The organism is Phaeobacter sp. 11ANDIMAR09, assembly GCF_001294455.1.
In the GTDB taxonomy this organism is placed as follows: domain Bacteria; phylum Pseudomonadota; class Alphaproteobacteria; order Rhodobacterales; family Rhodobacteraceae; genus Pseudophaeobacter.
In genome coordinates this window covers 20,505-43,095 of record NZ_LIKT01000003.1, presented here as the reverse complement: position 1 = coordinate 43,095, position 22,591 = coordinate 20,505, and the positions used below count along the sequence as shown (strand labels likewise).

General features: G+C 59.0%; 17 protein-coding genes and 3 tRNA genes. 12 read left to right on the top strand and 8 right to left on the bottom strand.

The window, feature by feature from the left end:
- Position 1: 1 nt before the first annotated feature.
- Entirely contained in the window at positions 2-1,621 is a 1,620-nt protein-coding gene (locus AN476_RS03150; protein ID WP_054459527.1) for an AMP-binding protein, read from the top strand.
- Positions 1,622-1,701: 80 nt separating this feature from the next.
- Here the strand turns inward: AN476_RS03150 and AN476_RS03145 are convergent, their stop codons facing one another.
- On the bottom strand, positions 1,702-2,286 hold the full coding sequence (locus AN476_RS03145; RefSeq protein ID WP_054459526.1) for an NAD(P)H-dependent oxidoreductase: 585 nt from the start codon (positions 2,284-2,286) through the stop codon (positions 1,702-1,704).
- 151 nt (positions 2,287-2,437) lie between these two features.
- Here AN476_RS03145 and AN476_RS03140 point away from each other — a divergent pair, with 151 nt between their 5' ends.
- Positions 2,438-3,004 carry a TetR/AcrR family transcriptional regulator gene (locus AN476_RS03140; protein WP_083464231.1) on the top strand — a complete coding sequence of 189 codons (567 nt, stop codon included), beginning with the start codon at positions 2,438-2,440 and terminating at the stop codon, positions 3,002-3,004.
- A 28-nt stretch (positions 3,005-3,032) separates the two neighbouring features.
- On the opposite strand, the gene AN476_RS03135 is transcribed toward AN476_RS03140, so the two are convergent.
- Positions 3,033-3,650, bottom strand: a complete 618-nt coding sequence (locus tag AN476_RS03135) for a glutathione S-transferase (RefSeq protein ID WP_054459524.1) — start codon at positions 3,648-3,650, stop codon at positions 3,033-3,035.
- Positions 3,651-3,851: 201 nt separating this feature from the next.
- On the opposite strand from AN476_RS03135, the gene AN476_RS03130 reads away from it, so the two are divergent.
- The 4 genes from AN476_RS03130 (at position 3,852) to AN476_RS03115 (ending at position 5,338) form a co-directional block, all read left to right on the top strand.
- On the top strand, positions 3,852-4,424 hold the full coding sequence (locus AN476_RS03130; protein ID WP_054459523.1) for a histidine phosphatase family protein: 573 nt from the start codon (positions 3,852-3,854) through the stop codon (positions 4,422-4,424).
- A 74-nt stretch (positions 4,425-4,498) separates the two neighbouring features.
- Positions 4,499-4,574, top strand: a tRNA-Val gene (locus AN476_RS03125).
- Between the two features lie 565 nt (positions 4,575-5,139).
- Positions 5,140-5,216 (top strand) — tRNA-Asp (locus AN476_RS03120).
- Between the two features lie 45 nt (positions 5,217-5,261).
- Positions 5,262-5,338: transfer RNA gene (locus tag AN476_RS03115), tRNA-Asp, on the top strand.
- 207 nt (positions 5,339-5,545) lie between these two features.
- On the opposite strand, the gene AN476_RS03110 is transcribed toward AN476_RS03115, so the two are convergent.
- The 3 genes from AN476_RS03110 to AN476_RS03100 all read right to left on the bottom strand — a co-directional run bounded on the left by AN476_RS03110 (position 5,546) and on the right by AN476_RS03100 (position 8,007).
- Complete coding sequence (locus tag AN476_RS03110; RefSeq protein ID WP_054459522.1) at positions 5,546-5,767, bottom strand: hypothetical protein; 222 nt, start codon at positions 5,765-5,767, stop codon at positions 5,546-5,548.
- Between the two features lie 220 nt (positions 5,768-5,987).
- Positions 5,988-6,398, bottom strand: coding sequence for a hypothetical protein (locus tag AN476_RS03105; RefSeq protein WP_054459521.1), 411 nt, complete (start codon positions 6,396-6,398; stop codon positions 5,988-5,990).
- Positions 6,399-6,618: 220 nt separating this feature from the next.
- On the bottom strand, positions 6,619-8,007 hold the full coding sequence (locus tag AN476_RS03100; protein WP_054459520.1) for a M20/M25/M40 family metallo-hydrolase: 1,389 nt from the start codon (positions 8,005-8,007) through the stop codon (positions 6,619-6,621).
- A gap of 504 nt (positions 8,008-8,511) precedes the next feature.
- Here AN476_RS03100 and hemA point away from each other — a divergent pair.
- The 3 genes from hemA to ispG all read left to right on the top strand — a co-directional run bounded on the left by hemA (position 8,512) and on the right by ispG (position 12,380).
- Positions 8,512-9,735, top strand: coding sequence for a 5-aminolevulinate synthase (gene hemA / locus AN476_RS03095; RefSeq protein ID WP_054459714.1), 1,224 nt, complete (start codon positions 8,512-8,514; stop codon positions 9,733-9,735).
- Positions 9,736-9,866: 131 nt separating this feature from the next.
- Positions 9,867-11,081 carry a RodZ domain-containing protein gene (locus AN476_RS03090; protein WP_054459713.1) on the top strand — a complete coding sequence of 405 codons (1,215 nt, stop codon included), beginning with the start codon at positions 9,867-9,869 and terminating at the stop codon, positions 11,079-11,081.
- A 171-nt stretch (positions 11,082-11,252) separates the two neighbouring features.
- Entirely contained in the window at positions 11,253-12,380 is a 1,128-nt protein-coding gene (gene ispG / locus AN476_RS03085; RefSeq protein WP_054459519.1) for a flavodoxin-dependent (E)-4-hydroxy-3-methylbut-2-enyl-diphosphate synthase, read from the top strand.
- A gap of 82 nt (positions 12,381-12,462) precedes the next feature.
- Here the strand turns inward: ispG and AN476_RS03080 are convergent, their stop codons facing one another.
- Entirely contained in the window at positions 12,463-13,233 is a 771-nt protein-coding gene (locus AN476_RS03080) for a DsbA family protein (RefSeq protein ID WP_054459518.1), read from the bottom strand.
- Entirely contained in the window at positions 13,230-14,606 is a 1,377-nt protein-coding gene (locus AN476_RS03075; protein WP_054459517.1) for a M48 family metalloprotease, read from the bottom strand. Before AN476_RS03075 ends, AN476_RS03080 begins: the two co-directional genes overlap by 4 nt.
- Here AN476_RS03075 and AN476_RS03070 point away from each other — a divergent pair.
- From AN476_RS03070 to AN476_RS03060, 3 genes are all read left to right on the top strand, one after another.
- Positions 14,605-15,750, top strand: a complete 1,146-nt coding sequence (locus tag AN476_RS03070; protein ID WP_054459516.1) for a pyridoxal phosphate-dependent aminotransferase — start codon at positions 14,605-14,607, stop codon at positions 15,748-15,750. The genes AN476_RS03075 and AN476_RS03070 overlap by 2 nt on opposite strands.
- Before the next feature lie 102 nt (positions 15,751-15,852).
- The gene (locus tag AN476_RS03065; protein ID WP_054459712.1) at positions 15,853-17,088 is read left to right on the top strand and encodes an N-acetylmuramoyl-L-alanine amidase; all 1,236 of its coding nucleotides are present in this window, start codon (positions 15,853-15,855) and stop codon (positions 17,086-17,088) included.
- A gap of 220 nt (positions 17,089-17,308) precedes the next feature.
- Positions 17,309-19,813: a penicillin-binding protein 1A gene (locus tag AN476_RS03060; protein ID WP_054459515.1), complete on the top strand. Its 2,505-nt coding sequence runs from the start codon at positions 17,309-17,311 to the stop codon at positions 19,811-19,813.
- Positions 19,814-19,899: 86 nt separating this feature from the next.
- On the opposite strand, the gene AN476_RS03055 is transcribed toward AN476_RS03060, so the two are convergent.
- Positions 19,900-22,536: a Hint domain-containing protein gene (locus AN476_RS03055; protein WP_054459514.1), complete on the bottom strand. Its 2,637-nt coding sequence runs from the start codon at positions 22,534-22,536 to the stop codon at positions 19,900-19,902.
- Positions 22,537-22,591: the final 55 nt, after the last annotated feature.

The following is a 22,591-nucleotide window of genomic DNA, read 5'->3' as shown; positions in this document are numbered from 1 at the left end:
GATGCTGGGAGCGAGCGCACATAGCGATACATTCACCCGGGACAATCTGCCGCCGCAGGATCAATGGCCGGACTTCCTGCTGGATGGCTTTGACTATCCTGAGCGGCTGAACGTCGGGGTCGAGCTGACCGATGCCATGGTGGCGAAAGGGTATGGCGACCGGATAGCGCTGATCGGCAATGGCAGGCGGCGCACCTATAAAGAGTTATCCGACTGGACCAACCGGCTGGCCCATGTGCTGAGTGAGGACCTAGGGGTTAAGCCCGGCAACCGTGTTTTGATCCGCTCGGCCAACAACCCGGCCATGGTGGCCTGTTGGTTGGCGGCAACCAAGGTGGGGGCTGTGGTGGTCAATACTATGCCGATGCTGCGCGCCGGCGAGCTCACGCAGATTGTCGATAAGGCAGAGATCAGCCACGCTCTGTGCGACACCCGTCTGATGGAAGAACTGGTGAGCTGCGCCAAGGAGTCATCCTATCTGAAGTCGGTTGTCGGCTTTGATGGTACCTTCAGCCATGATGCAGAACTGGATCGCTTGGCACTGGAGAAACCGGTGACCTACAAGGCGGTAGAGACCGGCCGCGATGATGTGGCGCTCTTGGGCTTTACCTCGGGCACCACGGGGACGCCCAAGGCGACGATGCATTTTCACAGGGATCTGCTCATCATTGCTGATGGCTATGCGCGTGAAGTCCTGGATGTTCAGCCCGAGGACGTCTTTATTGGCTCACCGCCGCTGGCCTTTACCTTTGGTCTAGGAGGCTTGGCGATTTTTCCACTGCGCTTTGGTGCGGCGGCGACATTGTTGGAAAATGCCTCTCCGCCAAACCTGATTGAGATTATTCAGAAGTACCGGGCCACAGTTTGCTTTACCGCGCCAACGGCTTATCGGGTGATGTTGCAGGCGATGGAGGAGGGGGCAGATCTCTCCTCGCTTAGGGCGGCGGTTTCGGCGGGTGAGACTCTGCCCTCGCCGGTCTATGAGGATTGGATCGTCAAGACCGGTAAACCGATGTTGGATGGGATCGGGGCGACCGAGATGCTGCATATCTTTATCACCAACCGGTTTTCCGATCACCGGCCTGCCTGCACTGGCAAACCAGTATCGGGCTATCAGGTGCGGATCTTGGATGCGCAGGGGCAGGAGGTGCCGCGAGGAGAGGTCGGGCGTCTGGCGGTCAAAGGGCCAACGGGTTGCCGCTATCTGGCGGATACCCGGCAAGGCTCTTATGTTCTGGACGGGTGGAATGTGACGGGCGACAGCTTCCGGATGGACGCAGAGGGTTACCTGCATTTTGCTGCTCGCAACGACGATATGATCATCTCATCAGGCTACAATATTGCAGGACCCGAGGTGGAGGCGGCTCTCCTGTCGCATGAGGCCGTGTCAGAATGCGCAGTGATTGGGGCACCTGACGAGGCGCGGGGCGCGATCGTCGAAGCGCATGTGGTGCTCACCGCAGGCTATGTTCCCTCTGACGGGGTGGTGAAGCAGTTGCAAGACCATGTGAAGGCCAGTATCGCTCCGTTTAAATACCCGCGTTCAGTGGTTTTCACCAAGGAATTGCCCAAGACAGAAACCGGGAAAATCCAACGGTTTCGTCTGAAGTCCAAAGGGTAGGCGGGACGAGCCGGTGACTGCGGTGCTCTTTGTGCAGTTAGAAAGAGCGCAGGCTCCGGCTCCTTTTCCCTCGTGCTGGCTCATGCGGCCTTTGCGGCCAGTTTCTGCACCCGCTCAAGCAGGCGGCTTACGGCCTTGGGCTTGGGGTGCGAGGCAGGGGCAAAATAGCTGGTCTTGACTGGCTTTAGACCAATAAAGCCCAGAATCTGGCGTTCGGTTTGGCGCAGCATTGCATTGCCATAGAGCAGCCACAGTAGGAATTTTGGCGTGTCAGCGGTGACAATCACCCGGCTGCTGCGCCCCCTGAGCATGGGGGCGGGCATGCCGAGCGTGGTGTTATGAGTGTCAAAGGCACGTCCCGGTAGCAGGGTGCGGTCAAACAGCCCCTTCAATTTCCCGGGCAGCCCGCCCCACCACATGGGCGTGGTCACCACAAAATGCTCGCACCATTCCAGGTCACTGAAAAAGCTCTGCAAATCCGGCTCCAGAGGTTTGACATTTGTGTAGCCTGCATAGCCGTAGTCGATGTCAAACTTCAAATCATGCAGATGCAAGATACGAACCTCATGGCCATTTGCCTTGGCGGTGCGTTCATAGGTGAGGCTCAAGTCTTTGGACAGGGAGGTTTCGGCTGGGTGGCCGTTGAGAATAAAGATTCGGGTCATCGGGGGCTCCAGTAATTGACTGCGGTCATTTATTTGCACAAACTGACCGTAGTCAATATTAAAATGACCGCAGTCAATTTAATGTGAGGGGACTTGTGGTGGTTTGACCATTCGCGGCACACGTGTCAGCAAGGGGACCATGATAAAACAGATGCAGAAACGAACTCTGGAAACCCGCGCCCGGCTTATGGCCGTGGCCACGCAATTGGTGGCGCAAAACGGCTATGCGGCTCTTAGAACCGAAGAGGTGGTGCAAGGCGCCGGTGTTGCCAAGGGCACTTTTTTTTCCCATTTCAAAGACAAAGACGCCCTGATGGATCTGTTGATCGGGGCGGGGATAGATCGACATCTTGATGACATGGCGCAGGCCACGCCTCCCGCTACCGTGGAAGAGTTGGTGGCGTTACATCGGCCTTTGCTGCGTTTTATGACCCAGGAACGCTATGTTTTTGACGTCATTCTGCGTCTCTCCGGGGCCGCCGCGGTGGAGGAAATCGGCGCAATTGCCACGACCTTTGGCCGGTATATCGACCTGACAGCCGCCTGGTTCAGGAGGGGAGGCTTCCGCCGTGACATCCCGGCTGAGCTGCTGGCCGAAGGTATGCAGGCTTTTCTGACACAGGTCATGGCGTTGAATTTCTGTGCCCTGCATGACGATCAAAAAATGGAGGCCAGACTAGAGGTCTACTTCCAGGCTTGGCTCTGCCCAAAGGTCTAAACTCGGCCAAGTCGCTCCAGGCTTTTGGCTAGGGAAAGATCGTCACGGCAGCGCCCGTGCGCCACTGGGGATACTTCTGCATGATTGCTGCAAATCGGCTGCTGGCCAGAAAACGCTCGAGCCAGTCCTGCAGGTCAGGCCAGGGCTGCTGGTCGAACCAAGCTTTGTCGATAAAGGCGAACTGGCGAACAAAGGGCAGGATCGCATAGTCGGCGAGAGTGGCGTGCTCAAAAATCCAGCCGTCAATTTGCTTGTCTAGATCCGCCAGAAACAGGGCCGCCTGCTGGCGCTGCGCAGTCGCATCCTCATCCGGGTAGCGGCTGGCGTATTTGGTCCGATCTAGTGCCTGTTTGAAAGGTCCGTCTGCACGGTTTATCCAATCCCAGCCACTGTCGGGCATGTGCAGCCAGCCCTCCGGGTCGTTGCGCCGCAGGGCCCAGATCATAATGTCGAGGCTTTCATCAATCACCTGATCAGGGGTGACCAAACAGGGCACAGTGGCGCTGGGCGAGGCCTCTAGAAAGGCGGCTGGTTTGTCCCGCAGAACAACCTCACGCAAGGCTACCGGCTGCGTCGCCGAGGCAAGCGCTAATCGCGCGCGCATGGCATAGGGACATCTGCGAAAGGAATAGAGCGTTTGTGTCATGGCGCGCTTGGAACTGCTGTTGTGAGGGACGGGGGGGAGATTGTCGCCTAACAGGCCGGATTTTTGCGACCTTGTCGAGGGGGCTGTCGCGCGCCCGCTCTGTTTCTCGCTGCCGCAGTGCCGGGTCTTTCATTCCGACAGATGCGGGGCTAACAGTGTAGGGATTGCCACCAAGTGATACATACAAGGATTTATTGCCGCATGACCTCCTTTCCCAAGATCTGGTTTTTGCGCCACGGGCAGACCGAATGGAACGCCGAAAAGCGGATCCAGGGCCAGTTGGAATCACGGTTGAGCCCTCTGGGCCAATCTCATGCGCGCCAACAGGCAGACCTGATGCGGCCCATTTTGGCGCAGAAACCGCAGTGTTTTGTCTCGCCCCTTGGGCGGGCGCAAGAAACCGCAGCGATTGCGCTCGACGGCGTCGACTTCACCACGGACCCTCGTCTGGCCGAGGCTCATGCCGGGGATCTGCAGGGAATGACTTTGCCAGAGGTGGAGATGCGGTTTCCCGAGATTTGGGCGCAAAACCCCTCTCATCTGGAGCTGTTTTGCGCGGCTCCCAATGGTGAAGGCTATGACAGTTTCCATGGCAGAATACTGTTGTTCATGCAGGCGCTGACAGAGCCGACGGTCGTTGTGGCCCATGGGTTGCTGGGCCAGGTAATGCGTGGAATCGTTCTGGGGCTGTCGCAGCCCGAGATGGCCAGGCTCTCAAACGAGCAGGGCTGTATCTATGTTTTGGAACAGGGCCGTGAGCGGCTATTAAAGTAATCTGATTTTTTTTGCACAAAAACAGTTTTCGCCTCTTGCACCCGCCGCGGTCTTTGTCTAAATCCACGCTCATCGGGTCGTTAGCTCAGTTGGTAGAGCGCTTCGTTTACACCGAAGATGTCGGGAGTTCGAGCCTCTCACGACCCACCATCCCACCCTGTTGAAAATAGAGAATAGTTTCGTTGGCGCTATGCCAAGCGCAAGGCGTTCCAAAATTTTGCGAACCTAGCGGGCTTGGCCCAATTTGACGAAATCATTGAATGCAGCTGCATCTCCGAACTGGTCGGGGCGGGCGCAGGTTTGATGGGTCATGGCCACTTTGCTCTAGCCAAATAGGTGTGGACCTCCGCCAGTTGAGTTTCCTTTGAGACAGCCACGAGTGCGCCAGAATGTCGGGTCGGGCCAGGAGTGAGCTCTCGGTCGGTCGGTCTAGCTGCATTGGCCAAGCCACTCCCGAGTGCCGCTTGGTGTCAGAAACGGCACCAGGACAGTAGTCGGGTTCTGATGATGGGGGAGGCTCTCTTGAGAAGGCAGAGACCTGGGCGCCTTTAGGGAGCAAAAAGGCGGATTTGAAGCTATGAAAATCAAATGGTTAGGATGTTTCAGCCATTTTTTTTCGTCAAAGCGTCGAAAATGCCAAAACACCGCTTGACGATCCCCGAGCCCTAGGAATATTACAGCCCAACATTCAGCAGAGATGCTGGATGGGCAGCACGCGGTTGTAGCTCAGTTGGTTAGAGTACCGGCCTGTCACGCCGGGGGTCGCGGGTTCGAGCCCCGTCAACCGCGCCACTTTCTTTTGATTGTCCGAAAGGACGCCTGAAAAGGCATAGATGCGCGGTTGTAGCTCAGCTGGTTAGAGTACCGGCCTGTCACGCCGGGGGTCGCGGGTTCGAGCCCCGTCAACCGCGCCACTTTTATCTCGTTGATTGATGAATGAAGCAACGTCCACAATGGTTTGTGGCGTGTCCTTACAGCCTCTCGGCGAAGTTTTTAGCCCTGCGATGCCCATCCGTTCTGGCTGGGTGCGGACGCTGCGCAGCTAGGTTCGCGCAGGATGGGGGCACACCCCTCTTGTAAGAAGGATTGCGCCGAATGCTAGGTGGTGGGGCTTCTGCGCCTTAGGGCGCTGGTGGAATTGGGGCTGCCTGGGTGTCGTGGCGCCATTGTGTCAGCTCAGAGTTCACCCATTTCGTCAGGCGTTCCATGTCCAGCTTCTGTTCCGATTCCAAGTGTCGCAGCATAATCCGGACACCATGCTGATAGCCTGCGCGGTAGCTCTCTTCGGGATCGCTTTGTGTGCCCTCAAATCCGGCGGGGCGTTTGAATTTGCTCTGCGGCATTTACTCGTCTCCATTCGCAACTTTTGCGCGTTACCAGCACAGTATTGCGAAATTCTCATAAGTAATTCCTAACTGGCGGGCTGAATGCCTCAGAAACGGGTGGGAAAATCATCTATTCATGGGCGTAGGCCGAAATAGGGTTCCTTTGAGTTGCACTGGACCTGGGGCTTTCCGGTATGGGTAAGGTCCGGCCATGGATGGTAGCCGAATCCTTCGCGGTTCAGCCCAGCAATTCGCTCAAGCTGCCACCGCCAATCAGATGGTCGAGGATGACTCTCCTTTGAGAGGCGTCAGCGCGGTTCAGTGCTTGGAGCTCTTCTGGTGTCAGGTCACGGCGAGTGTAGCCCTGTTGCTGTAGACAGAGATCTGCGCCGGTCGCTTCGCCGTTGTTGCGAATCCGTTCCTGATTTGACGCCACAACGATGGGACCCACCACCAACCCGCCCAGGAGGACCCCGGCGACATAGCTGCCTGCCACTGCGCCATTGCCTCTTTTGTGTGCCGCCCCATGACAGTTTGCCAGTGCCAGCTTGGCTGCGGCAAGGTTCTTGCCCGGTTGCGAGGGGACTGACGGCCCTGGGGTCTGGGCACAGCCGGCCAGCATCATGGAGCCCGCGAGGGCAAAGAGCATGCCAAGTCGCGCAGAGTTGGTTCTGAAAATGCTTGGCTTTGGAGTGGGGGTCATCGGCAAACCTGATTTTTGTGAAATGAAGTGTCTTGAAAGACAGAGGTATATCTGTCCGCATGCGCGGTAGCTATTAGAAAGAAAAGAAAACTCCAGTGAAAGAGTTGGAGCGAAGGAGGAAAGGGGAAGCGGCCAAAGCGCGTCCTTGGCTATGGCCGCTGTTTGCTTACTTGGTGAGGGCGTCGAGAATGCGTGCCCAGGAGCGCATCCCCTTGTGGAAGCTCTTCAGGTCGTATTTCTCATTGGGGGAATGGATGGCGTCATCGTCATTGGCATAGCCAACCAGCATGGATTCCATGCCCAGGATCGATTTGAAGAACCCCGCGATTGGGATGGATCCCCCCATGCCGCAGAAAACCGCCTCGCGATTCCATTCGTCGCTGAGCGCGCCGCGTGCGGCTTCGAATTCAGGGCGACTGATATCCATGACCGAGGCCTTGGAGCCTTCCTTGTCGTTGTCCCAAATCACCTTGCAGTCGGGCTTCAGCTGGGCCTCAATATGGGCGCGGATTTTGGCCTGTAGCGCGTCCGGGTCCATGTCGCCCACCAGGCGGCAGGTGATCTTGCAGTGCGCCTCGGAGGGGATGACGGTTTTGGAGCCGGCGCCGTTGTAGCCGCCCCAAAGACCGTTCACTTCCAGTGTTGGGCGGGCCCATTGCTGCTCCAGGATGGAGTATTTCTTTTCGCCATGGGCCTGGGTGTAGCCTGCATTGTCGAGATAGTCCTTGGCGTCAAAGCCTGAGGCTTCCCACTGGCGCAGCAATTCTGCCGGGACTTCGCTGACGCCTTCATAGAAGCCTTCAACGGCTACAGCGCCGCTGTCCTCATCGTAGAGCGAGGCAATGATACGTGAGAGTTCCCGCAGCGGATTGAGGCCGGGGCCGCCATAGTGCCCCGAGTGCAGGTCGATCTTGGGGCCAACCAGAGTGAACTCCTCCTTGAGCATGCCGCGCAGCTGCGAGGCGATGGAGGGCACACCGCGCGACACCATCGAGGTGTCGCAGATCAGGGCGATATCGGCTTTCAACTCTGCGGCATGTTCTTCCATAAAAGGCACCAAGGAGGGCGAGCCGCTCTCCTCTTCGCCTTCAAAGAAGAAGGTGATGCGGCAGGGCAGGGAACCATGCACGGCTTTCCAGGCCCGGCAGGCTTCGACAAAGGTCATCAATTGGCCCTTGTCATCCGAGGCGCCGCGCCCGCGGATCACAGTGCCGTTTTCGGTCTCTTCCAGCTGAGGCTCAAAGGGGGGAGTGTTCCACAGGTTCAGCGGATCGACCGGCTGCACATCGTAATGTCCGTAAAACAGCACATGTGGCGCATCGGTGTTTTCTTCGCCAACATGGCCTACGACCATGGGGTGGCCGGGGGTTACGCGCTTTTCGGCCTTTATCCCCAGACTGTTGAGGTCGGCGACCAGCCAGTCCGCGGCTTTGTCGCAATCGGTCTTAAAGGCGGGGTCGGTGGAAATGGACTGAATGCGCAGCAGTTCCAGCAGGCGTTCTGTGGCCGCGTCTAGGTCTGTGTCAATCCGATCAAGCACGTCGTTAAGCGACATCATGGTCTCCGGCAATTAGCATGGGTTTCAGGTTCGATCGGCGGGAGCCTAGCAGGCTCCTATGCGGGGGGCCAGATCTACTGCAGGGAGAAAATGCTTGACCAACCGGAGCAGAGATATGGGCAAACCTCGCCGCGTTGCCTGGCCGAATCCATCAGATTTGAATGGGCCCTGCCGCCGACCCAAGGCCCCGTTCCCAAGGTGCAATAGGAGCGGATCGGGAGGTTTTGGTTTCCAATACACGGCAATTTTCACAAATGTCGCAGGTCAAATGGCGCAAATGACGGCAAACGGGCCGCAGGGCTTCTTGTCGGGCTTTTGCTATAGGTCTATTTGACCTGTATCAAAGTTGTGTGGGGCTGTGGCGCGTATCCGGTTGATCTGAGCGCGCGCATTTGTTACTTATTCATGAATGTGAATGGGTGAGTGGCCCACAAACTGCGTGACAGATACACAGCCTGTGCTGCCTGACGTTGGGCGCCTGAGATAGCTATGGAGAAGCCGGTGGACTATTCCGCGAAACTCGACACCGCCATTGAACGTCTTCACGAAGAGGGGCGTTACCGCACCTTTATCGATATTGAGCGCAAAAACGGCCAGTTTCCCCATGCGGTTTGGACCCGCCCGGACGGCAGTACGCAGGATATCACCGTCTGGTGTGGCAACGACTACCTCGGCATGGGACAGAATCCGGTTGTGCTTGACGCGATGCACGAGGCGATCGATGCCACTGGCGCAGGGTCGGGCGGCACCCGCAACATTTCGGGCACCACAGTCTATCACAAACGTCTCGAGGCAGAACTGGCGGATCTGCATGGCAAAGAGGCGGCCTTGCTGTTCACCTCGGCCTATATCGCCAATGACGCGACGCTGAGCACCCTACCAAAACTGTTTCCCGGACTGATCATCTATTCGGATGCGCTGAACCATGCCTCGATGATCGAGGGCGTGCGCCGCAACGGTGGTGCCAAGCGGGTGTTCCGCCACAATGACGTTGCGCATCTACGGGAGTTGCTGGAAGCAGACGATCCTGCGGCGCCAAAACTGATCGCGTTTGAATCAGTCTATTCGATGGATGGCGATTTTGGTCCGATTAAGGAGATCTGTGATCTGGCCGATGAATTTGGCGCCCTGACCTATATCGATGAGGTCCATGCCGTTGGCCTGTATGGTCCACGCGGCGGCGGCGTGACAGAGCGTGACAACCTGGCCCATCGCATTGATATCATCAACGGCACCCTGGCCAAGGCCTATGGCGTGATGGGCGGCTATATCGCCGCCTCGCCCAAGATGTGCGATGCAATCCGCTCCTATGCGCCGGGCTTTATCTTTACCACCTCGCTATCCCCTGCGGTTGCAGCGGGCGCCGCGGCCTCTGTGGCCTATCTCAAAGACCACCCGGAGCTGCGCGAAAAGCACCAGGAGCTGGCCAAGGTTCTGAAACTGCGCCTCAAAGGTCTAGGCCTGCCGATCATTGATCATGGCAGCCATATTGTTCCTGTAATGGTGGGCGACCCGGTCCACACCAAAAAGCTCAGCGATATGCTGTTGTCCGAGTTCGGCCTCTACGTGCAGCCGATCAACTACCCAACCGTGCCCCGCGGCACAGAACGGCTGCGGTTCACACCATCACCAGTACATGGCCCCACCGAGATCGACCATCTGGTGAAGGCGATGGACAGTCTTTGGGCGCATTGTGCGCTGAATCGTGCCGAATTGGCGGGTTAGCGCACAGTTTTGTGTTCAAAACTATTGAGTGTGTTATATTTCCCTTAATGAAAAGGTGCGGGCGAATCATGGGGTGATTCGTTTAGTGCCAAAAGATGTCGAATGCGGCAGGCTATGATGGGACAGCGGGCATGATTAGGCGCCTCACTTTGCGCAAGTCGAAGGAGTACGAGGAATCCTCTGCTCCCAAGAGCTTCGATGACTATGAATTGCGCCTCGGTGATATGATGCGCGGAGAGCGGGCCACCTTGGGGAAATCCCTGCTGGACGTTCAGCGCGAGCTCCGCATCAAGGCCTCCTACATCGCCGCAATTGAAAATTCTGATCCTTCTGTTTTTGACACGCCCGGTTTTATCGCCGGGTATGTGCGTTCTTACGCCCGTTATCTGAACATGGATCCAGAAGTCGCCTTTGACACATTTTGCCGTGAAAGCGGGTTTGCCGTCGCTCATGGCATGTCGTCCGAGGCTTCATCGCGTAAGGTGGTGGCCGCGCCTGTGACCACGAGCGGCGGACTGGGTAGCGGAGCTTTTACCGCCCCCACAACCCCCTTTGCTCCTGCGGCGAGCGGCGTGTTTTCTCAGATCGAACCCCGCGCCATCGGATCATTGATGGTCCTGGTGGGGCTGATCGCCGGGATTGGCTATGGCGGCTACAGCATTCTGAAAGAAGTGCAGCAGGTGCAATTTGCCCCGGTTGAGCAAACGCCACTGGTTCTGGCTGATGTTGACCCGCTGCAGGGCGCAGGCTCCGGTGCTGTGGGGGATGCCAGTGCCAGTGATCAAACAGATATTGCCGCCGCGGCGCTGGATCGTCTCTATCGGCCTCAGGCGCTGGATGTGCCGGTTCTGGTTGCCCGCGATGCGCCGATTGCGACGCTCAACCCCGGAAGCCTGGGCAACTTCGCCGTTCCAGAATTGCCCAGCCTGGCCTTCGCCGAGGCCAGCCTGCCTGCGGGCGAACCCTCTGGGCCTGCTGTGCCACAGGTGGTCGAAGCGGTCTCTCCCGGTGTTGAAATGGTCGCGGTGCGTCCCTCTTGGGTGCAGGTGACCTCGGCTGATGGTTCTGTCATCTTCGAAGCGATCATGAATGCTGGTGACAGTTTTTCGGTCCCTCTGACCGAAGAGGCCCCCAAGCTGCGGACGGGCGAAAGCGGTGCAATCTATTTTGCCGTCAATGGTAATCATTTTGGCCCGGTTGGTGGCCGCGGTCAGGTGAGCAAAAATGTCGACCTGTCGGTGGATGGTGTGTTGGAGCGCTTTGAGGTCGCAGATCTGACCGATGGCAAAAACCAGGCCCTGGCGACCATGGTCGCGGCGCTGCAAACCCAAGCGACCACGGACTAAGGTCCGGGCCTTCGCTGCCAGCCCTATCGGCTGGCGCTGGCAGGGCGCTTTGATATCCCTTTCTTTGAAAGAAAACGCGCGCTCCAGAGAGAGCGGGCTGGCTGACCCATTGCAGCTGCGCGGCAGAGTCCGTATCTAACAGGCAACAAGGGTCAACCGGGATCAGCCTGTATGTCGATGAATCACATTCGCCCCTGGCGCAATATCGAGCGCCGCAAAAGCCGCCAGATCCATGTCGGGAACGTAGCCATCGGTGGCGATGCGCCAATTGCGGTTCAGACCATGACCAATACGCTGACCACGGATGTGGCGGCGACGGTTGCACAGGTGCAGGCGGCGGCCGAGGCGGGCGCGGATCTGGTGCGGGTCTCAGTGCCGGATGAGGCTTCTTCCAAGGCTTTGAAACAGATCGTGGCCGAGAGCCCGGTGCCGATCATCGCGGATATTCATTTCCACTACAAACGTGGCATCGAGGCCGCCGAGGCGGGGGCGGCCTGTTTGCGGATAAATCCCGGAAATATTGGTGATGAAAAGCGTGTGGCCGAGGTGATCAAGGCGGCCCGTGATCATGACTGCGCTATCCGGATTGGGGTCAATGCGGGCTCGCTGGAAAAGCACCTGTTGGACAAATATGCTGAACCCTGTCCGGATGCGATGGTGGAAAGCGGGTTGGATCACATCAAGATCCTGCAGGACCATGACTTCCACAACTTCAAGATATCACTCAAGGCCTCGGATGTCTTTATGACCTCTGCCGCCTACATGCAGCTGGCCGAGGCCACAGACGCGCCGATCCATATCGGCGTGACCGAGGCCGGTGGCTTTGTTTCTGGCACCATCAAATCGGCCATCGGGTTGGGCCAGCTCTTGTGGATGGGTATTGGCGATACCCTGCGCGTCAGCCTCTCGGCAGATCCGGTGGAAGAGGTCAAGGTTGGCTTTGAGATCCTCAAATCCCTGGGGCTGCGCCATCGCGGCGTCAATATCATCTCTTGCCCCTCCTGCGCGCGGCAGGGCTTTGATGTGATCAAAACCGTTGAGGCTCTGGAAGAGCGTCTGGCCCATATCCACACGCCGCTCAGCCTGTCGATCATTGGCTGTGTGGTCAATGGCCCCGGCGAGGCGCTGATGACCGATGTGGGCTTTACCGGCGGCGGTGCCGGTTCTGGCATGGTCTATCTGGCGGGCAAGGCGAGCCACAAGATGAGCAATGCGGCCATGGTGGATCATATCGTCGAAGAGGTGGAGAAAAAGGCCGCTGAGATTGACGCCAAAGAGGCCCTGGAGGCTGAAGGCTAATCAAGGCCGCTAAAAAGCGCGACTAAATGAACAAGGGCATCTGTTGGGGCGCCCTTGTTTTTTTTGAGTGTGAACAGCTAGGTCAGCTGTTTTCTTCGCGCTGTTCATCAACGATGATTTTCAGCTGATCGGCAGGCAGATAGCCGCGCAGCAACGCGTTCCCCAGCACAAAGGTCGGGGTGCCGGAAATCGCCAGGTTTTGTGCCAGGGCGCGGGTGCGGCGCAGCTCAGCGGTCACCTCCTCCGTATCCATCGCCGCCAAAATCGCATCGGCATCAAGCGACAGCCCTTCTGCAAGGCGGCGCAGGGTGACCTCATTCACATCGCTGGAAATAGCGACCAAAGCCTCATGAACCTGCTTGTAGGCCTCATCCCCGGCCACATGTTTGGCGGCCACTGCAAAGCGCGAGGCCAAGACGGAGGCCTCTCCGAGAATTGGAAATTCTTTGACGATGAGCCGGATATTCCCGTCTTCTTCCAAAAGCTTGGCAACCTCTGGCGCGGCTTTGCGGCAATAGCCACAGCGGTAGTCCATGAACTCAACCAGAGTTATGTCCCCCTCGGGATTGCCGCCGACCCAGGAGTATCCGTCATTGTGCAGCTCTTCCAGATTGGCGGCGACCATGGCCAGATCCCGGTTGGCTTCACTGGCTGCCTGCTGTTGCTCCAGCAGATTGACTGCTTCCAGGATCACTTCGGGGTTTTCCATCAGATAAGCCCGGACCTCGGCGCCAAAAGCAGCGCGCTCCTCAGCGGTCATAGCGCCCAGATCAAAGGCCTGCGCCGGAAGCCCGCCCAGCGTTAGCGCTGCTGCGGTTGCAAGCCCTGTGGCCATGCGCGAAAGAGGTTTCATCGTCGTTTCCTTTTTTGGTTTTGTTCATAGGCCAACACCACATCCTGAGCACGGCGCCAGGTGGAAGAACCACGTGGCAGCAGCGCGACAGCGCGTTTGGCGTGGAGGCCTGCATCATCGAGACGCCCGGCAAGAGCATAGCGTTCTGCCGTCACCAGAGCGGCCATACCATTCTGACCGGTCTGAGCATAGGCCTGGGACATATCCCGCAGCACCAGGGCGTTGCGGAAATCCAGACTGCGGGAGCGTTCCATGGTTTTCAGGGCCGCTTTTGGTGCGCCTGCCGCCAGCTGCGCCCGCCCATAGCTGGCCAGAAGTAATGAGTTAGAGGGCACCAGCTGCACGGCCCGGGCAAAACTGGCCTTGGCAGGGTTCCAGCGTCTGTTTTCAAACAGGATCTGGCCTTTGAGCTCGTGGTAGAAGGCATCATTGGGGCGAATGGCCAGGGCGGCATTGATCTTGCGCAGCGCCTTTTGCAAGTCATTGCGCCTGAAATAGGCGATGGCTTCACGCATCAGGCGGATGTCCTTATGGCTCTCTTCCTTGGCGCGGCGCAGGCTCCATTTGGGGGAGCGTTTGAAAGCCGAAAGCTTGCCGCGAATGCGTGCAAACCAATAGTCTGACTCGGGGTTGGTCGCGGTGGTCTGACCGGTGGAGGTAACAAAGGCTTGCGCCGCGCGGATCCTGTCACGGCTCAGGGGGTGCGAGCGCATATAGGGATCCTGATTGGCAGCGCTCAACACCTCTTGACCGGCAAAGATCTGGTGCAGATCCACCAGGCCCTGCGGGTCAATGCCGGCGGCTTTGAGTGAGCGGGCGGCGGTACGGTCGGCGGCTGCTTCCTCGGCGCGGGTATGGGACAGAAACCCCCGCAGCGCCGAGGTCTGTGTCCCGATGGCGATCCCGCCGGCGGCTTCACTCGCACCGGCGGCGGCGGCCAGGGCGGCAAGGGCAAGTCCAAGCCCGGCAGCGGTGCCGGCTGATCGCAGGTTCTGCATCCGTCGCGCCAGATGCCCATTGGTGATATGGGCGGCTTCATGAGCGATCACCGCCTGCAGCATCTCGGGGTTGTCGACCTTTAGGATCAGGCCGTAATTGATGAAAATCGTCTGGCTGTCCAAGACAAACGCGTTGAACTGCGAGTCATTCACCACCAGAACGCGCAGGCGTTTTGCATTCAGCCCGGCGGCCCGTAGAACCGGTGCGGCCAGTCGCGAAAGCCCCTGTTCGATCCCCGCATCTCGCAACAGCGTGATCGACGCCGCCTGTACCGAGTTGGCGGTGTAGATCAATAGGCAAAATACCACGGCCGGGATTGACGCCAGCCGAGAGAAACGGTCAAAAGTCATGCGCGCACCATGGGAGATCATCATGCGAAACTCAAGCAGATCAAACGTCGATCCCTTCATTGTGATGGATGTAATGGAGGCCGCCCGCCAGGCCGAAGAGCAGGGGCGCCACATTATCCATATGGAAGTGGGCCAGCCCTCGACCGGAGCACCGATGGCGGCACGGCGTGCCCTGGCCGATGCCTTGGAGAACAACAGCTTGGGATATACGGTTGCGCTCGGGTTGCCTGCGCTGCGGCAACGTATCGCGCAGCTTTACGGGGAGTGGTACAATGTCGACCTGAACCCGGAGCGTGTGGTGGTGACCCCTGGCTCTTCGGGCGCTTTCTTGCTTGGTTTTACCGCGCTGTTTGACAGTGGCGACCGGGTTGGCATCGGTGCGCCGGGCTATCCCTCCTACCGTCAGATCCTCTCGGCTTTGGGGTTGACGCCGGTGGATATTGAAACCGCGCCCGAGAACCGTCTGCAGCCGGTGGCGGCGGATCTGGAGGGGCTGGATCTGGCCGGGCTCATGGTGGCCTCGCCGGGCAACCCGACGGGTACAATGCTGGATCACGCGGCCATGGGGCAACTCATTGAGGCCGCCAGGGCGCAGGATGCCGCCTTTATTTCGGACGAGATTTACCACGGGCTGGAATATGAGGCCAAGGCCGTGACCGCGCTGGAACTCACCAATGACTGCTATGTGATCAACTCCTTCTCCAAGTTCTTTTCCATGACCGGCTGGCGGGTGGGCTGGATGGTGGTGCCCGAAGACCATGTGCGGGTGATCGAACGGTTGGCGCAAAACATGTTTATCTGCGCCCCTCACGCCAGCCAGGTGGCCGCGCTGGCCGCCCTGGATTGCCAGGATGAAATGCGCGAGAACCTCTCTGTCTATGCCCGCAACCGTCAGCTGATGCTGGAGGGGCTGCCTGCTGCTGGGTTTACCAAAATCGCGCCACCAGATGGGGCCTTTTATGTCTATGCCGATGTGTCCGACCTGACTACGGACAGCCGTAGTTTTGCCGCTGAAATCCTTGAAAGAGCTGGGGTGGCGGTGACGCCGGGCCTGGATTTTGATCCCAAGCGCGGGGCGACAACCCTGCGGTTCTCCTATGCGCGTGGCACGGCGGACATCCAAGAAGGCCTGGCGCGGCTAAAGCAATTTATGGCCGCGCGCGGCTGAAAGCCGCGCAGAGAGGCGGCGACGGGGGGGCGGCCAGTTTGATCTGTGCTGCGCGATCGGTACAGTGGCGTTGAAGCCAAAGACAAAGAGCAGGGGCAGGTGATGGGCAGAGGGAAGGCGGCAATAGCGGCCCTATGGCTGGGGGGGCTTTGCCTTTTTGGTTCAGTGGCTGCGGCGCAGGAGTTCAGTGGCCTGGCGCGGATCTTGGGCGAGATATCCCGCATCAGCGATGCCGGGGGTGGGGCCAAGATCCAACTGGGGCTCAGCCAGGGTGTGCCCTATCGGCTGTTCACATTGGATAAGCCGCCACGTTTGGTGGTTGATTTTCAGGAAGTGGACTGGAGTGGGCTGGACCCGGAGGCGTTTTTGAACGGCGAAACCGTGAGCTCAGTGCAATTTGGCACCTATGTGCCGGGCTGGTCGCGCATGGTGCTGGCGCTCTCCGGCCCCATGGCTGTTGCAGCCGCTGAGCTTGAGATCGACCCCGTCACCGCTGCCGGGGTACTCGAGGTGGCTTTGCAACCCAGTTCGGCTGCGGAATTTGCCAAGGCCTCGGGGGCACCACAGGATGCGCGCTGGGACCTGCCCTCCCCCCAGGCCCTGGAGACTATTCCTCAGCGCGATGAAAACGCGCCGTTGCTGGTGGTTTTGGATCCGGGTCATGGCGGCATTGATCCTGGCGCCAAGGCCGCAGGGGGCATTGTCGAAAAGGATCTGATGCTGCAATTCGCTCTGGAACTGGGCGAGACCCTCGTCCGTTCGGGGCAGTTCGAGGTGCAGGTCACCAGGGATGGGGATTACTTTGTCTCGCTGGAGCGTCGTACCGCGCTGGCGCACCAGGCCGGAGCAGATCTGTTCATTTCCCTTCATGCGGATTCGCTGACGCAGGGCCACGCCCATGGCACCACCGTCTATACCCTGTCGCAAGAGGCCTCTGACGTGGCTTCGGCCAGCCTGGCAGAACGCCACGACCGGGCAGACCTGCTGTCGGGAACGGATCTGAGCCACACCGATGATCTGGTGGCCGGGGTGATGCTGGATTTGGCACGTCAGGAAACGCAGCCCCGCAGCGAAGCCCTGGCACGGGCGCTTGTATCAGGGCTCAAGGCCCAGGCTGGGCCGGTCAATCGAAAACCGCTGCGCTCTGCCGGGTTTTCGGTCTTGAAATCTGCCGATATCCCCTCGGTTCTGGTGGAGATCGGCTTTATGTCCAGCGCGCGCGATCTGGCCAATCTGCAGAATCCGGAGTGGCGTCGGCAAACGGCAACTGCGATGCTGAAGGGCCTGATTGACTGGCGCATTCAGGATGAGGCGCAGCGCGCGCTGGTCCGGCAATAGGTGCGCCTGGAATTAGCGCCGGAATGCAGGGGCTGCCGAGGGCCCTTTTACTAGGGCCGCTCTGCCTGCTTTGCCTAAGGCAAGCCAAAGCAGACCGCATTGATGGGGGCATTGACTGGCGTTTTTCCCCCCTCGGCGGCACCTTTCCGCTGTTTCCGCTTTTGACCCCGCGCCTTCGCCCTCCTATATAGGCGACACCCCGCGAGAAAGGCTCCTATCTGTGCTCAGGTTTATTCTATCCTTCTTTGGTTCCATCTTCAGCACCATTACGCTTGGCATTGCCATGGTGGCCCTGACGCTTGGGGCGATTTTCTGGATCTATGGACGTGATCTTCCGAGCCACGAATCCCTGTCGCAGTATCAGCCGCCGACCATCAGCCGGATCTACTCCGGTGAGGGACGGATGATTGACGAATTCGCCCGGGAGCGGCGCCTGTTCACCCCGTCCGAGGATATTCCGGACATGGTGAAACAGGCCTTTATCTCGGCGGAGGATAAGAACTTCTATTCACACAAGGGCTATGATGCCCGTGGTATTGCCGCTGCCGCTGTCGAAGCCGTGCGTTCGCGCGGCGATAACGTGCGGGGGGCCTCGACGATCACCCAGCAGGTGATGAAAAACTTCCTGCTGTCCGGCGATCGCAAGGCTGCGCGTAAAATCAAGGAAATCATCCTCGCCACCCGGTTGGAGGAAACCCTGAGCAAGGATCAGATCCTTGAGCTCTATCTCAATGAAATTTTCCTCGGTCAAAACTCTTACGGGGTGACGGCTGCGGCGCAGAGCTATTTCAACAAGACCCTGGGTGAGCTGGCCCCACATGAGGCGGCGACCCTGGCCTCGATGCCCAAGGCGCCGGGCAAATTCCATCCGGTACGCGGCAAGGAGCGGCTGACCGAGCGGCGCGACTACGTGCTGCGCGAGATGTTTGAAAACGGCTATATCTCGGAAGCGGTCTATAAGGTGGAGATCCAGCAGCCGTTGCGGTCGGTTCAAAATGGCGACTTCCCCAGTTTCCGCACCACCTTGCCGCCGCGCGACTACTTCTCGGATGAAATCCGCCGCCAGCTCTCTGAAGACTTTGGCGAGGGTGAGTTCTTTACCGGCGGTCTGTCAGTGCGCGCCACCATTGACGCAGAGATGCAGACCGAGGCCGCGGATGCGCTGCGCACGGGTTTGCAGAAATACGACCGCTCTCGCGGGGTCTGGATTGGCACTGGCGTCGCTCTGGAAGAGACGGCGCTGGCGGATGAGACCAGCTGGCGCGACGCCCTGGCGGAGGCCGAAGTGCCCCGCGATATTACCCTTGGGGGGAAGTGGTATCCTGCCGTTGCGCTGGAGGTTGGCGATAGGGCTCTGGTGGTTGGCGTCGAAGGTCAAACCGGCACCGGAGAGGTGCCGCGCGACGACATCAAGTGGATGAAGGGCAGTTTCAAGGACAATATCACCCTGGGTGATGTGGTGCTGGTGCGCGCAGTGACGGCGGATGATGGCAGTATCCGGCACTGGTCTTTGCGCCAGGTTCCCGAGGTGCAGGGCGGCTTTGTTGCGATGGATGTGAACACTGGCCGGGTTCTGGCTATGCAGGGCGGGTTCTCCTATCAGCATTCGGTGTTCAACCGCGCAACCCAGGCGCAACGCCAGCCGGGCTCCAGTTTTAAGCCCTTTGTCTATGCGGCGGCGCTCGACAGTGGCTATAGCCCTGCGACCATCGTCATTGACGCCCCGATCGAAATCAACACCCCCCAGGGGCTGTGGCGGCCCAAGAACTCGTCGAATAAATTTTACGGGCCAACGCCGCTTCGGACTGGGATTGAACAGTCGCGAAACCTGATGACCATCCGCCTGGCGCAGGAGGTCGGCATGCCTGTGGTTGCAGGCTACGCCGAACGTTTTGGCGTCTACAACAACATGGGGGCCTTCCTGGCCAACTCCTTGGGCGCCGAAGAGACCACGCTTTACAAGATGGTGGCAGCCTATGCGATGTTCGCCAATGGCGGTGAGCGGGTGCAGCCCACTCTGGTTGACCGGGTGCAGGACCGGTATGGCCGCACCATCTACCGTCATGACGATCGCGACTGTGTGGATTGCTCTGCGCCAGGATTGCCGACAGGACAATCACCGCGAATTGAGACCAATCGGGAACAGGTGATGGATCCGATCACCGCCTATCAGCTCAGCTCGATGATGAAGGGCGTTGTGGATCGCGGCACGGCCTCCAGTGTAATCAACCTGCCGGTGCCGACAGCGGGCAAAACCGGGACCACAAACGATTCCCGCGATGTATGGTTTGTTGGTTTTACCTCCAATATTGTTGCTGGCTGCTACATGGGCTTTGACCAACCCCGACCCATGGGGCGGGGTGCCTATGGCGGTACCATGTGTGGTCCAGTCTTCCAGCAGTTCATGAAGGTTGCCACCGAGAAGTTCGGCGGCGGCCCGTTTGAAGTGCCCGAGGGCGGTCATTTCATCAAGATCGACCGCTATACCGGCGCCCGCCTGCCCGATAGTGCGTCCGGGGCCTATGTGGTAGCCGAATATTTCCGCGATGGGGCTGAGCCCATCTTTGGTCTGGCGTTTGACGGTGGCTTTGCCATGGGGTCCGATCTGCCGCTGCTGGAAGAGGTGCGGCAATCCGGGCGTCAGGTCACAACCTCGAGCGGGGGCACGGCCGTACTGGGGCCCAAGGCGACCTTTGGAACGATCACCTCCGGCGGCCAATATTAGGGCTAGCGAGCTGCCTAGCCGATCAAGGCGTTTTGATTTTGATTGCCCCGGGCTGACAGGCACCGGGGTAAGGAGCGGGCGCGATTTCAGGCCATCAGAGCCAAGGTTTCGCGCCCTGTCAGGCAATAGCGCGCGGTGGAGCCAAAACTTTCGGGGTGGCCGCGCAATTCCGGCATGCAATCAAACAGGCTGAACAGGGCCGCGGGGCCTAGAGCCTCAAGCGCCTGATCGCCGGGGAAAAAGCTCTCGGTGGGGCAATCTTCGGCATAGATAATCTCGTGCTGGTCCAGCAACAGGTGGACATAGGTGACGCTGCCGCCGGGCTGACGGCGAATGCTGTGGTCGTTGATCAGGTGATGAGCCGGGGCCAGAACCTCGCTGGTGTCAAACAACAGGCGGGTGGCCGGGGCGGACAGCAGCATGCGATGCTGAGGCGATACCAATAGATCGCGGCTGCAGCCAAAGGTGCCGGCAGCTATGCGGATCGGAGCCCAGTCTCCCATGGCTGGAACTGTGGTCTTGCCGACCCAGCGCACGGGTTGAAAGCCATTGTCGCGGGTCAGAACCAGATCGCCTTGAAGCAGTTCTTCAACAGGGACAGAGCCAGAAATCGTTGAAATTTGGGTGCCTGCCGCGAAACAGATGATGCTTTCGATGTTCTTGAATTCGACCTGCGAACCATCTGTTAGAGTCGCGGTGCCGCTCTTGGTGCCGTCATCCGAGACCGAGGTGATCGACAGGCTGCCAGGGGCCAGTAGCCCGTTGAAATCCAGCGTATCCCAGTCCTCGCCTCCTTCGCTGCCATCAATCGAGATGGTCGCGCTCCCGGCTTCGCCTTTATCCGTGATATAGAACATGTCCTGGTCATCACCACCGGTGGCGCTGTCGCCCTCAGAAACCCTGATCCTGTCCTGACCAGCCCCGCCAACCATGGTGTCAGCTCCGGCGTCGCCATCCATGATGTCGTGGCCCGATCCCCCGATCAGGAGGTCGTCCCCGGCATAGCCGCTCACATCGATGCTACCGGTTGCAGCGCTCCCATCTAGGACGTCATCCTGGTCGCTCAAGCCATATTTTTCGATTTCGGAAAAGGAGCCCCCCCCAGCTGTGTCCCAGTCATAGGATCCGGCATCTGCTGAGGTGAGTTTGACATCGACACCTTCTGTGGTCTCATCATGGAACCGAACAGTGTCTCGGCCAGTCCCGCCGACGATGCTGGTGGTGCCGTCGCTGTAGCCGACATTGATGTTGTCATTTCCGCCTCCGGCCTCGATCGTATCGGAGCCGCCGTCGACGCGGATGGTGTCGTTGCCTTCGCCAAGGTCAAAGTAGCTGGCGCCGCTATCGGCCTGGGCATCCACCGAATCCGCCTGATCGGTGAGGATCATCCGCTCGATCTCGCTAAAGCTCAGGGTATCGGTTCCGTCAGTGGCCTTTCCAGCCTCGTCTCCGCTGTAGGTGACGGTGACGCCATCGCCCAGAGCCGAGAAATCGAGAGTGTCGGAATCTGTGCCGCCTTCACCGCCCGTGACAGTGTCGGTGCCAAAACCGTCTTGTACAACGAAGGTATCCGCATCATCGCCGCCGAGCAGGGAATCATCCCCGATGCCCCCCTCGAGGGTGTCATCTCCCCCCTCGCCAAAGATGGTGTCATCGCCTTCGCCGCCGCGAAGCTGGTCATCATAGGCCGCGGCTTCCACAACCGGCAGGGAGAATTCCACATTTGTGACCATAAAGTCGGAGCCATCGGTCATATCTGTCTGCATCTTTGCCGACAGAACCAGCTGATCAAATTCGCCAACGCCGCTTACCGAGATCGTGGCGGTGCCGCTGCCTTGCCCGTCCTCGGTAAAGTCGCCCTCTGCGACCAGGGAACCCTCGCTATAAACAGCCCAATGCCCCACTTCAGCAAAGGCGCTGGTGTAAAGATGTTGCACCCCAAAGCTGATCTCTTCGACGGGGGCGTCAAGATTGACCAGCAAGGCTTCGGATTCACCTGAGGCCATGTCATAGCCAATCTGAGCAGTCACGCCACTGTCGCTATCACTGACTGCCCCGGCGACGCCAAACGCGCCCCCATAATAGTCTAGGGACCCCGCACCGCCGCCCACAGCCTGGGCCTCCACTGAGTAGCCATTGCCCGTCTCGGTGACGTTTCCGGAGGTAATGCGAACGGTGGTTTCGGTCAGGTTGCTGTCCGAACTGCTGTCGCCATAGATCAGGTCATTGCCGCTGCCACCGTCGATCTTGTCCTCGCCGGAGCCGCCGTAGACGGTGTCGTTGCCGCTGCCCGAACTGACCTTGTCGTCCCCTGCGCCGGCCTGCACGACGTCATCATTGCCGCCAGAGCCAGCCCCATTGCCATTATCGACCTGATCGCCATCTGAATCGACAAAGGATGAATCGATGGCATCGGCGCCGTCGGTGCCGTCAATCGCTCCGTCAAAAAAGGAAAAATCCGGCGTGTCGGTGGCGCTTGCAGAGCCGCTGGTGATGTCCCAGTTATCTGGGACAAAATAGACATTGTCGTCGGTGCCCAGATGATAGCTGCCAGTGTCTGTGATATTGGCATAGGAGGATCCATTTCCTGCATAGACGCCAGACCAATTCCAGGATCCTGTGCCGAGATTGCTATCAGAGGTGAAACTGCTGCCGCTGCCACTGATTGCATCTCCTGAGTCCAGCGACCCGTCTACCAATTTTACTAAGTAACCCTGTGGCATCTTTATATTCCGTCGATTGAACTGCGACGCCCGGTGCAGGCGCTGGATCTGCACA